Consider the following 11,346-nt stretch of genomic DNA (forward strand, 5'->3'; position numbering starts at 1 on the left):
GGAGGGTAGGGGGACGGGAAGCGGGGGCGCCACGGCGGCACGGGTTCTGTGACCGGGATGAGATACGGGCGGGACGGGGGCGGGATGGGGGCGGACGGACGCGCGGGGGCTCAGGCGGGGAAGCGGCGGGCGATCCGGCGCCAGGTGAGTTCCAGGAGGGCCGAGGCCACGAGGGCGACGGCGACGGCCGCCCACGGCATCGCCGTACCGACCAGGCGGAGGTCGAAGAAGGTCTGGAGCCAGGGAGTGGCGAGGACGACGAGGAAGGCCACGGCCATGGTGAGGACGAGGGCGATCCGCCACCAGGTGTAGGGGCGGGCGATGATCGCCAGGACCCACAGGGCGGTGAGGAAGAGGGTCAGGGTCGCGGCACTGGTCTCGGCGGCGAGGGAACCGGGGCCGGTGTAGTAGGCGCGCGCCAGGAGGTAGGTGGCAAAGGCGGCCAGGCCGGTGATGAGACCGGAGGGGATCGCGTAGCGCATGACCCGGCGGACGAAGTGCGGGCGGGCGCGTTCCTTGTTGGGGGCGAGGGCCAGGAAGAACGCGGGCACCCCGATCGTCAGCGTGGAGAGCAGGGTGAGGTGCCGCGGCAGGTACGGGTACGGGATCTGCCAGCAGGCCACCAGGATGGCGAGCAGGACCGAGTAGACGGTCTTGGTGAGGAAGAGGGTGGCGACGCGGGTGATGTTGCCGATCACCCGGCGGCCCTCGGCGACCACCGAAGGGAGGGTCGCGAAGCTGTTGTTGAGCAGGACGATCTGAGCCACCGCGCGAGTGGCCTCGGAGCCGGAACCCATGGACACGCCGATGTCGGCGTCCTTGAGGGCGAGCACGTCGTTCACACCGTCGCCGGTCATCGCGACGGTGTGGCCGCGGGACTGCAGGGCACCGACCATCTCCCGCTTCTGCTGCGGGGTGACGCGACCGAAGACCGTGCCCTCGTCGAGGGCGGCGGCCAACGCCTCGCGATCGGCCGGGAGTTGGGGCAGTTGGCGGGCGTCCACGGGGGCGTCGGCACCCGGCAGCCCGAGCTTGCCGGCGACCGCGCCGACCGAGACCGCGTTGTCGCCGGAGATGACCTTGGCGTGCACCCGCTGCTCGCCGAAGTAGCGCAGGGTGTCAGGCGCGTCGGGGCGCAGCCGTTGTTCCAGGACGACCAGGGCGGTGGGCCGGACGTCCCGGGCGACCTCGGGGTCGTCCAGCTCGCGGGTGGCGCGGGCGAGGAGGAGGACGCGCAGGCCCTGGGCGTTGAGGTCGTCGGTCTCGGCCAGGGTCGGGTCCGCCGGTGACAGGAGGACGTCGGGGGCGCCCAGCAGCCAGGTACTGGACTCTCCGTCCGGGTCGTTGAAGGACGCACCGCTGTATTTGCGGGCGGACGAGAACGGGAGCGAGCGGGTACAGCGCCAGGACCCGTCCGCGGGATAGGCGTCGATGACGGCCTGGAGGGACGCGTTGGGGCGGGGGTCGGCGTCACCCAGGGCACCGAGGACCTGGCGGACGTAGGGCTCGCTCTGGACCTGGCGGACGTCGGGCTCGTGGGTGGGGGGCTGGTCGGTGGAGTGCCTGTCGGTGTCGGTGTCCGTGTCGGTGGCGGTGGCGGGGTCGGTGGCGGTGGCGGGGGCGGGGGCGGCGTAGGACTTGCCGGCGCCGTCGAGGATGCGCAGGTCACACACATCCATGCCGCCCTCCGTCAGCGTGCCGGTCTTGTCCAGGCAGACCACGTCGACCCGGGCCAGGCCCTCGATGGCGGGGAGTTCCTGGACGAGGCACTGTTTGCGGCCGAGCCGGATGACGCCGATGGCGAAGGCGACGGAGGTCAGCAGCACCAGCCCCTCGGGGATCATCGGGACGATGCCGGCGACCATCCGCCGGATCGCGGCGTCGCCGGGCAGCCCGAGGGTGAGCAGATGGCTGAGGATCAGGCCGAGCGCGGTCGGGATCATCATCCACGTCACGTACTTGAGGATCCGGCTGATGCCGGTACGCAGTTCGGAGTGGACCAGCGTGAAACGGCTGGCCTCCTCCGCGAGCTGGGCGGCGTACGCCTGGCGGCCGACCTTGGTCGCGATGAAGGCGCCGCCGCCGGCCACGACGAAGCTGCCGGACATCACCGGGTCCCCGGGCTTCTTCACGACCGGGTCGGCCTCGCCGGTGAGCAGCGATTCGTCGATCTCCAGCCCGTCGGTCTCCCCCACCTCGCCATCGACCACGACCTTGTCGCCCGGGCCGAGCTCGATGACGTCGTCGAGGACGACCTCGGAGGTGGGGATGCGGGATGCGGTGCCGTCCCGGCGGACGGTCGGCTGCGCCTCGCCGATCACCGCCAGCTTGTCGAGCGTCCTCTTGGCGCGCAGTTCCTGGACGATGCCGATGCCGGTGTTGGCGACGATCACAAAGCCGAACAGCCCGTCCTGGATCGGCCCGACGATGAGAATGATCGCGAAGAGCACGCCGATGATCGCGTTGAAACGCGTGAAGACGTTGGCACGGACGATCTCCCCGGCGGAGCGCGAGGACCGCACGGGCACGTCGTTGACCTCACCCCGGGCAACCCGTTCGGCGAGCTGCGCGGGGGTCAGGCCAGGGAGGGCTGGGGGGTGACCGGCGGAGGCGCGGTCAACGGACAACTGACCGGCCGCTTCGGGACCACCACCCGGCGCACGGTTGCCCGGCCCGGCCCGCTCCGACTCTGCCGGCTCGCCCTCGGCTGGTTCGTTACGCCCCCGACCGGCCGGCTCGCGGTCGTCCGACTTCCGCCCGCCCGGCTCACCGTCGGTCGGTTTTCGGCCACCCGATTCGCCGCTCGGTACGGGGTGCTCGGTTCCGGTTCGGGCCCGCTCCGTCATGCCCTCGACGTTACGGGCGAAATGCCCGGATTACCCGTCGGCTGGGCGACCCAAGGAGAGCGGCCCGAGGAGAGGGGTCCAAGGAGAGGGGGACGCCGCGTCCGACGTCAGTGCGCGTCCGTAGCGGTCGCCGCCTGCTTGGCCGCGGCGTCGCGCTTGATGGCGGCGTCCCGCTTGCGGACGTACCAGATGCCCAGCAGGCCGAGGCCGCCGCCGGCCAGGCAGGTCCACACCCACCAGGCGTGGCCGTGGTCGGCGAACCAGCCGTAGAAGGGGAGCTGGCCGAGGAAGAGCACGAACCAGATGATGGTGCCGCCGGTGATCGTGCCGACGACGGGGCCCTCGAGAGGCGCCGGAGCCTCGCGCAGTTCGGACTTCTTCCACATGGTGCTCAGCTTACGGGGGCCGGTCGGGCGGCCTTCCATCAGAGTTGCCGTTGAGGGCGACCCTTGCCCGCCAAGGGTCTACGCGCGGAGATAGCGATCACTGCATTGTTTATTCATACTGAACCTTTCTGGATCTGACTGTTTTGAATCGTTGATTCATCCAATCTGATCCGGATAGTGATGCTCCTGTACGTGTTCCGGGCCCTCGGGCCCCTGCGCCTGCCCAGGCCCGTCCGACTGAGGTCCCGCATGTCCCCCTCGGCCACCACGCCGGTCGACACCCTTGAGAACCCGGCCCCGCAGCCCCCGAAGAACGGTTTCGACCGGTTCTTCAAGATCTCCGAGCGGGGGTCCACGGTCGGCCGCGAACTCCGCGGCGGGCTGGCCACGTTCTTCGCGATGGCCTACATCATCGTGCTGAACCCGATCATTCTTGGCTCCGGAGTCGACAAGTTCGGCCACCACCTCGACAACGGTCAGCTGGTCACCGCCACCGCCCTGATGGCCGGCCTGAGCACCGTCCTGATGGGCGTGATGGGCAACGTCCCGATCGCCATCGCCGCCGGCCTCGGCATCAACGCCGTGGTCTCCCTCCAGCTCGCCCCCAAGATGAGCTGGCCGGACGCGATGGGCATGGTCGTGCTCGCCGGTCTGGTGCTGATGATCCTGGTCGCCTCCGGCCTGCGGCAGCGGGTCATGGACGCGATCCCCAACGGCCTGCGGCGCGCCATCGCGATCGGCATCGGCCTGTTCATCTCGCTGATCGGCCTGGTGGACTCCGGCTTCGTCAGCCGCAACCCGGACGCCGCGCACACCACCGTCCCGATGGGGCTGGGCCAGGGCGGTCAGCTCAAGGGCTGGCCGGTGCTGGTCTTCGTCATCGGCCTGGCCCTGATGTTCGTGCTGGTCGTACGCAAGACCAAGGGCGCGATCCTGATCGGGATGGTCACCATGGCCGTCGTCGCGATCATCATCAACGCGGTCACCAACACCCCGGACGCGGCATGGGGCCTGGCGGTCCCGAACGTCCCCGACAAGATCATCGGCGCCCCGGACTTCGGACTGATCGGCCACATCAGCCTCTTCGGCGGCTTCAAGGAAGTCGGCGTGCTCACCGGCTGCCTGTTCGTCTTCACCGTGCTGCTCTCCGGCTTCTTCGACGCGATGGGCACCATCATCGGCGTCGGCGAGGAGGCCGGACTGACCGACGAGAACGGCAACCTGCCGGGCATGGGCCGGATCCTGATGGTCGACGGCATCGCGGTCGCGGGCGGCGGCTTCGGCTCCGCCTCCGCCAACACCTGCTTCGTGGAGTCCACGGCCGGCGTCGGCGAGGGGGCCCGGACCGGGCTGGCGAACCTGATGACCGGCGGCCTCTTCCTGCTGGCGCTGATCTTCACGCCGCTGGCGACGGTGGTGCCCTCGCAGGCCGCCACCCCCGCGCTCCTCGTCGTCGGCTTCCTGATCATGGCCGCCAACGTGCGGGACATCGACTGGGGCGACCCCACCGTCGGCATCCCGGCGTTCCTGACGATCATCTCGATGCCGTTCACCTACAGCATCACCAACGGCATCGGCATCGGCGTGCTCGCCTACATCCTGCTGCGCACCGCCACCGGGCGTTTCAAGCAGATCCCGTGGCTGCTGGACGTCGTCGGCCTCTGCTTCCTGGTCTACTTCCTGCTGCACCCGATCGAGCTGGCGCTCGGGGTCAAGTAGCCGGCCGGCGCTGCCTCCCCCGCCGCCTGCCTCCTTCCTCTACGGCAACGAACACGGAGAGTTATTAGTTCCTGCCTCAGGGTAGCGGAGAGTGAGGGATTTGAGTAGGCGGCCCGGGGTGAACTCCGGACACTCGGGGTCCGGGGTGACCTCCGGATACTCGAGGTCCGGGGCGGCCTCCGGACACTCGGGGTCCAGGGCGAACTCGGACACTCGGGGTCCAGGGCGACCTCCGGACACTCAGGGCCCGGGGTGACCTCCGGACGCTCAGGCGGGGGTAGCCGCCTGGATGCGCCCGGACGTACCGGGGGCGTTCAAGTGACCGTTCCCCAGACGCCGAGGCGTTCGGTCTCGTCGACCGAGGTTTTGAAGCGTTCATCGAAGTCTTCGCGGATGAGCGTCCGGACGACATAGTCCTGGACGCTCATTCCGCGTTTTGTGGCGTGCTGCCGAATGCGCTCCAGCAGCTCCCCGTCGACGCGCAGGCTGAGCACTCGCGATCCCATACGGACACGGTCCCGCCCCTGAGTGGTCAGGTGTGTCACTTTCCGCCGCGTCCTCACTCATACGGGTGACGCGCGGGGAGCAGCCGGCTTCTCGCTTTCCTTAGAGAGGGTAATGAGTTATGCTAAAGACCATGCCGGAACTGTCCCACTCCCAGCCCGAAGGCGGGGAGGGCTCCCCAGAGGACGCGGCCGCGGTCAATGCTCTGCGGTCCGCCGTGATGCGCCTGTCCCGCCGCCTGAAGCACCAGCGGGTGGACGAATCGCTGACGCCCACCGAGATGTCGGTGCTCGGGATGCTGGCCCGGTGCGGCCACGCCACCCCCGGCGAGCTGGCACGCAAGGAGCATGTGCAGCCGCCGTCGATGACCCGCATCGTGGCCATGCTGGAGGCCAAGGGACTGGTCCGGCTGGAGCCCCACCCCGACGACCGCCGCCAGAAGGTCGTCACCCAGACCGAAGAGGCCGAGGCGATGCTGGAGGAGAGCCGCCGTCGGCGCAACGCCTGGCTCGCCGAGCTGGCCTCCGGGCTGGACGAGGACGAGTGGGCCAAGCTCCGGGCCGCCGCGCCCGTACTGGAGAAGCTGGCACAGCTGTAGAGAACACGAGGCCGAGGAGGCGAACCCACTTTGAGTACGGGACCCGGAGCACACTCCGCCCCCGCACCGAACTCCTACGACAACGCGGTTCATGGTGACGCGACTTACGGCGACACCGTTCACGCCGACACGGTTCGCGGTGACGCCGTTCACGGCGACGCGAACCCGGACACCGCGATACCGGTCCACTCCACTTCGGCCGATGTGACCGCACCCGATGTGACCACGCCTGATGCGACTGCACCCGATGCGACCACGCATGAGGTGACCAGGGCCGACGCGGCCGGGGGCGACGCGGCCAAGGCTGCCTCGCGCATCCGGGCCCGTGGCGGGCGTATCGCTGCCCCCGCCGCTGCCCCCGCCGCTGCCGCTCCTGCTGCCCCGAGTGGTACCGCAGGCCCGGGCCCGGCCGCCGCCGGTACGGACACGGCCGGTACCGCCGCGGTGAACAGCTCCCTCGACGCCCCTGCCGCCACCGGTGCTCGTGCCTCCAGTGGTGCTCATGCCTCCAGTGGTGCCCGTGTCGCCCCCGGCGCCCGTACAGCCAACGGTCCCGCTGCCGCACCGCGCACGGAAACACCGCGTAAGGGCACGTTCAGCTCTCTCCGGATTCGTAACTACCGTCTGTTCGCCACCGGGCAGATGGTGTCCAACACCGGTACCTGGATGCAGCGCATCGCCCAGGACTGGCTGGTGCTCAGCCTGACCGGCTCCTCCGCCGCGGTCGGTATCACCACCGCGCTGCAGTTCCTGCCGATGCTGCTGTTCGGCCTCTACGGCGGGGTGATCGCCGACCGCTTCGCCAAGCGCAAGCTGCTGCTGCTCACCCAGTCCGCGATGGGCCTCACCGGCCTCGCCCTCGCCGCGCTCACGCTCACCGGGCACGTCCAGGTGTGGCACGTCTACCTGGTCGCCTTCCTGCTCGGCCTGGTCACCGTCGTCGACAACCCGGCCCGCCAGGCGTTCGTCTCCGAGATGGTCGGCCAGGACGAACTGCGCAACGCCGTCAGCCTCAACTCCGCCAACTTCCAGTCCGCGCGCCTGATCGGCCCGGCCGTCGCCGGTGTCCTGATCACCGCCTTCGGCAGCGGCTGGGCCTTCCTCCTCAACGGCCTGTCCTTCGTGGCGCCGGTCGCCGGTCTCCTGATGATGCGGACCGCCGAACTCCACAAGGTCGACCGCGTCCCGCGCAGCAAGGGCCAACTGCGCGAGGGCCTGCGTTATGTGTCCGGCCGCCCCGACCTGATCTGGCCCATCGTCCTGGTCGGGTTCATCGGCACCTTCGGCTTCAACTTCCCGATCTGGCTGACCGCGTTCGTCTATCACGTCTTCCACCAGGGCGCCGGTACGTACGCCCTGTTCAACGGCCTGATGGCGGCCGGCTCGCTGATCGGCGCGCTGCTCGCGGCCCGCCGTGGCAGCTCGCGGCTGCGACTCCTGGTGGGCGCGGCGCTGCTCTTCGGCCTCCTGGAGGTCACCGCCGCGCTCGCCCCGTCGTTCTGGGTCTTCGCGGCGCTGCTCGCCCCGATCGGCATGGTCGGCCTGACGATCAACGTCACCGCCAACTCCAGCGTCCAGATGGCCACCGATCCGCTGATGCGGGGCCGGGTGATGAGCCTGTTCATGATGGTCTTCATGGGCGGCACCCCGCTGGGCGCCCCGATCGTCGGCTGGGTCACCGACGCCTTCGGCGCCCGGATCGGCTTCCTGGCCGGCGGGCTGATCTCCATGGCGGCCGCGGCCCTGATCGGCCTGATCCTCGCCCGGGTCGGCGGCCTCCGCCTCAAGATCGACCTGCGCCCCGGCCACCCGCACGTCAGGTTCGTCCCCCGGGTCCCCGGCAGTACGCGGTCCGAGGAGCAGGAATTGGCTCCGGCGGCGTAGGCACGCGGCGTAGCGGGCGGCGGCGTACGGCGGCTCGGCTGGCTCGTCGAGCCGAGCCACCGAGCCACCGAGCGGCCGGCGGTCGGTGGCTCGGCTGGTGGTCGGGCGGTCTGCCGGTCAGCTCGGCGACGGGCCGGAGGCGGCTTCCCTGCAGCCGTGGAGGTCGATGTGCACCGCGTCCTCGCCCCGGCTCGGCCTCTCCAGGACCCGGCTCGACCTCTCCAGCTCGATCTCCCCGACGTGGCATCTCCGACGGGGCATCTCCGGCTTGGCATCTCCCCCTTGGCATCTCCCGCTTGGCATCTCCGGCTTGCTCCCGGCCCGGCCTTCCCGCCCTCAGGGCGTCAGGGCGTGGTGCGGCGCTGGTCGTCGCTGGTTTGGCGGAGGCGGTCGGTGTGGCGGGTGAGGTCGTCGATGCGGGCGGCGAGTTGGGGGTGGCGGTGCCGGAGGTGGGGGCGGGTGGCGGTGAGTGGGGCGATGAGCCGGGCGGCGTCGTCGTCGCCGAGGGCCTGGCCGAGTTCTTCGAGGGGCGTGCGGGCGGCGGTGGGCAGGTCGGTCAGGGCGGTGATCTGGCCGGCGAGGCGGCGCAGTTCGGCGGCGTTGCGGCGGGCCCAGGCGGTGACGCTGCGGTCGGCGGCGCGGCGGTCGCGGGTGGCCTTGACGCGTTGCTCGCCGGTGGTGCCGGCGGCGCCGGGGCGGAGCCGCAGATAGCGGCGTTCGGCGGCCTGGCGGCTGGCCACCCCGAGCGGTTCGGCCAGGTCGGCCCAGCTGGCGCCGGCCTCCCGGGCGGTCTCGATCAGCCCCGTCTCCCACGTCGCGAGCCGCTCACGTACCTCCCGCAACAACAGCAGCGAGGCCAGCACCTGCTCGACACGGCCGCTCTCCGCGGCTGACGGGGCGTCCCCCGCCGCCGGCACATGGTCCGGCTCGCCGGCCGGGGCCTCGGGCTCCTCCGTGCGGGCGCTGCGCAGGGCCTCGTCGATGGCGCGGAGCGCAGCCGTGGCGGCGGGGAAGGACGCGGGTACGGCGCTCCGGGGGTGTTCGTCTGCGGGCACGGGCCTCTCCTTCGCGACGTGTCGGCGACAAGACGCGGGACACCACGAGGTCGATACCCGTCTCGGGGCAAGACCTCAAGATGTCCGGACCTCGCACCGTCAACTCGCCGATGACGTCCTATGTGTCATCCACCCGATGACACGTTACCGCGGGAGTCAGGTGAAGCGCTCGGCGGAGGGCGGGAGCCGGTCGGTTCCGGTCGGTTCCGGTCGGTTCCGGGCACGGCCGTACGGGGTCCGGCTGCGCCACACTGACCGCATGAGACTCTTCGCCGCCGTCCTGCCGCCCGCCGCCGTGCTCGACGAACTCGCCGCCGAGGTGGCGCTGCTGAAGAAGCTTCCCGCGGCCGAGCGTCTGCGCTGGAGCGCACGGGACGGCTGGCACTTCACTCTCGCCTTCTACGGCGAGGTCCCCGAGGACACCGTGCCCGAGTTGCGGGAACGGCTGGGCCGGGCGGCCCACCGCCGGGATCCGTACGAGCTGCGGATCGCCGGCGGTGGCCGGTTCGCGGACCGGGTGGTGTGGGCCGGCGCGGACGGCGACCGTCCCGCCATGCGCAAGCTTGCCGACTCGGCGGCGGCCGCGGGCCGGCGGGCGGGCCTCGAGGTGGACGAGCACCGCCCCTACACCCCGCACCTCACCCTCGCCCGGAACCGCGTCGGCCATCTGAAGCTCGCCCCGTACGCGGCCGCCCTGAAGGAATTCAGCGGCCGCTCCTGGACGGTCGGGACGCTCTCCCTGATGCGCAGCCATCCGCCGGCCCCCGGTACGGCCGGAGCGCAGTCCCACTACGAAGAGATCGCGTCCTGGCCGCTGGGCGAGTGAGGAGAGCGGGCGGTCCGGCCCGGTGAAATGTTCGGGTCCACCCCGGTTACGCTCAGGGGGTGGACCCGAAGACCCGTAACCGCATCATGTCCGGCCTGCTCGCCGTGCTGCTCATCGTCGTGATCGTGGCGGCAGCGCTGCGCTGACGCCCACCCGTGCGCGGCTGACGGGCCGCGGATCAGGAGTCGCGGTCACGTCCGCGGGCACGGCTTACGAGCGAACCGGGGTTCACCAGGCGAACGCCTCCGGGGACGGCCCGGGGCCGGGGAAGATCTCGTCCAGCGAGGCGAGCAGCTCGTCCGGCAGCTCCAGCTCGATGGCGCGCAGCGCGGAGGCGAGCTGTCCGGCGGTGCGCGGGCCGACGATCGGGCCGGTGACGCCGGGCCGGGTCAGCAGCCAGGCCAGGGCGACCTCGCCGGGCTCCAGGCCGTGCTTGTCGAGCAGGTCCTCGTAGGACTGGATCTGCGCGCGGACCTTCGGGTCGGCGAGCGAGTCGGCCGAGCGGCCGGAGACCGACCGGGCGCCGCCGCCCTCGCGCTCCTTGCGGAGTGCGCCGCCCAGCAGCCCGCCGTGCAACGGGGACCAGGGGATGACGCCCAGGCCGTAGCCCTGTGCGGCCGGGATGACCTCCATCTCGGCGCGCCGCTCGAAGAGGTTGTAGAGGCACTGCTCGCTGACCAGCCCGTACGAACCGCGGCGCGCGGCCGTCTCGTTGGCGCGGGCGATGTGCCAGCCGGCGTGGTTGGAGGAGCCGGCGTAGAGGATCTTGCCCTGCTGGACGAGGACGTCGATGGCCTGCCAGATCTCGTCCCAGGGGGTGTCCCGGTCGACGTGGTGGAACTGGTAGAGGTCGATGTAGTCGGTGCCCAGCCGCTTGAGGCTGGCGTCCACCGCGCGCCGGATGTTGACGGCGGAGAGCTTGTCGTGGTTGGGCCAGGCCGCCTCGCCGTCCGGGGCCATGTTCGCGTAGACCTTGGTGGCCAGCACGGTCTTGTCGCGCCGGCCGCCGCCCTTGGCGAACCACGAGCCGACGATCTCCTCGGTGAGGCCCTTGTTGTCGCCCCAGCCGTAGACGTTGGCGGTGTCGAAGAAGTTGACGCCCGCGCTGAGCGCCGCGTCCATGATCGTGTGGCTGTCGGCCTCGTCCGTCTGCGGGCCGAAGTTCATCGTCCCGAGGACGAGTCGACTGACCTTGAGTCCGGTGCGTCCGAGCTGCGTGTACTTCATGGTCGTTCAGCCAACGCCTTTAAGTGCGCTCTAAGCAAGGGGCGTTGCCCGGTGTCGCCCACGTACCTGTCTGCGGCGCCGCGGGTCGTCTCGCCGTTGCGCGCTTTGCGGCGCCTCCCACGTACCCGTCTGTCCCGCCGCGGTTGTTCTCGCCGTTGCGCCTGCGGCGGGCCAGGTGGGTTGTTGGGTGCGGTGACGGGCCTCCGGGGCCGGTTGTGTGGACTGCTGACGCTTTACGTCCACACAACCGGCCCCTCCGGCCCGTCCCCTCCCGTGAGAGGGGAAGTTAAGGACGGTGGGG

General features: G+C 70.9%; 9 protein-coding genes. 4 read left to right on the top strand and 5 right to left on the bottom strand.

Features of this window, described 5'->3' with window-relative positions; translation table 11 throughout:
* Positions 1-110: 110 nt before the first annotated feature.
* Positions 111-2,846, bottom strand: coding sequence for an HAD-IC family P-type ATPase (locus V2J85_RS18280; protein ID WP_419836801.1), 2,736 nt, complete (start codon positions 2,844-2,846; stop codon positions 111-113).
* A 107-nt stretch (positions 2,847-2,953) separates the two neighbouring features.
* On the bottom strand, positions 2,954-3,232 hold the full coding sequence (locus V2J85_RS18285; RefSeq protein WP_261956169.1) for a DUF2530 domain-containing protein: 279 nt from the start codon (positions 3,230-3,232) through the stop codon (positions 2,954-2,956).
* 249 nt (positions 3,233-3,481) lie between these two features.
* Between V2J85_RS18285 and V2J85_RS18290 the strand changes: the two genes are divergently transcribed.
* On the top strand, positions 3,482-4,951 hold the full coding sequence (locus V2J85_RS18290) for an NCS2 family permease (RefSeq protein ID WP_261956170.1): 1,470 nt from the start codon (positions 3,482-3,484) through the stop codon (positions 4,949-4,951).
* A gap of 314 nt (positions 4,952-5,265) precedes the next feature.
* Here V2J85_RS18290 and V2J85_RS18295 read toward each other — a convergent pair whose 3' ends face one another.
* Complete coding sequence (locus tag V2J85_RS18295) at positions 5,266-5,457, bottom strand: BrnA antitoxin family protein (RefSeq protein WP_261956171.1); 192 nt, start codon at positions 5,455-5,457, stop codon at positions 5,266-5,268.
* 131 nt (positions 5,458-5,588) lie between these two features.
* Between V2J85_RS18295 and V2J85_RS18300 the strand changes: the two genes are divergently transcribed.
* Positions 5,589-6,053, top strand: a complete 465-nt coding sequence (locus tag V2J85_RS18300; RefSeq protein ID WP_030814340.1) for a MarR family winged helix-turn-helix transcriptional regulator — start codon at positions 5,589-5,591, stop codon at positions 6,051-6,053.
* 336 nt (positions 6,054-6,389) lie between these two features.
* Positions 6,390-7,937 (top strand): MFS transporter, encoded by a 1,548-nt coding sequence (locus V2J85_RS18305; protein WP_419836803.1) that lies wholly within the window; start codon positions 6,390-6,392, stop codon positions 7,935-7,937.
* Positions 7,938-8,281: 344 nt separating this feature from the next.
* Here V2J85_RS18305 and V2J85_RS18310 read toward each other — a convergent pair whose 3' ends face one another.
* Entirely contained in the window at positions 8,282-8,992 is a 711-nt protein-coding gene (locus V2J85_RS18310; protein WP_261956173.1) for a type III effector protein, read from the bottom strand.
* 259 nt (positions 8,993-9,251) lie between these two features.
* Between V2J85_RS18310 and thpR the strand changes: the two genes are divergently transcribed.
* Positions 9,252-9,818: an RNA 2',3'-cyclic phosphodiesterase gene (thpR, locus tag V2J85_RS18315; RefSeq protein WP_261956174.1), complete on the top strand. Its 567-nt coding sequence runs from the start codon at positions 9,252-9,254 to the stop codon at positions 9,816-9,818.
* Positions 9,819-10,046: 228 nt separating this feature from the next.
* Here the strand turns inward: thpR and V2J85_RS18320 are convergent, their stop codons facing one another.
* On the bottom strand, positions 10,047-11,045 hold the full coding sequence (locus tag V2J85_RS18320; RefSeq protein ID WP_330822205.1) for an aldo/keto reductase: 999 nt from the start codon (positions 11,043-11,045) through the stop codon (positions 10,047-10,049).
* Between the last annotated feature and the right edge of the window lie 301 nt (positions 11,046-11,346).

This window comes from Streptomyces bugieae (assembly GCF_036352915.1).
Lineage (GTDB): Bacteria > Actinomycetota > Actinomycetes > Streptomycetales > Streptomycetaceae > Streptomyces > Streptomyces endophytica.

Bases quoted from the DNA above. Each gene is read 5' to 3' on its own strand.
- V2J85_RS18280 (WP_419836801.1), bottom strand. From the start codon at position 2,846: ATGACGGAGCGGGCCCGAACCGGAACCGAGCACCCCGTACCGAGCGGC.
- V2J85_RS18285 (WP_261956169.1), bottom strand. From the start codon at position 3,232: ATGTGGAAGAAGTCCGAACTGCGCGAGGCTCCGGCGCCTCTCGAGGGC.
- V2J85_RS18290 (WP_261956170.1), top strand. From the start codon at position 3,482: ATGTCCCCCTCGGCCACCACGCCGGTCGACACCCTTGAGAACCCGGCC.
- V2J85_RS18295 (WP_261956171.1), bottom strand. From the start codon at position 5,457: ATGGGATCGCGAGTGCTCAGCCTGCGCGTCGACGGGGAGCTGCTGGAG.
- V2J85_RS18300 (WP_030814340.1), top strand. From the start codon at position 5,589: ATGCCGGAACTGTCCCACTCCCAGCCCGAAGGCGGGGAGGGCTCCCCA.
- thpR (WP_261956174.1), top strand. From the start codon at position 9,252: ATGAGACTCTTCGCCGCCGTCCTGCCGCCCGCCGCCGTGCTCGACGAA.
- V2J85_RS18320 (WP_330822205.1), bottom strand. From the start codon at position 11,045: ATGAAGTACACGCAGCTCGGACGCACCGGACTCAAGGTCAGTCGACTC.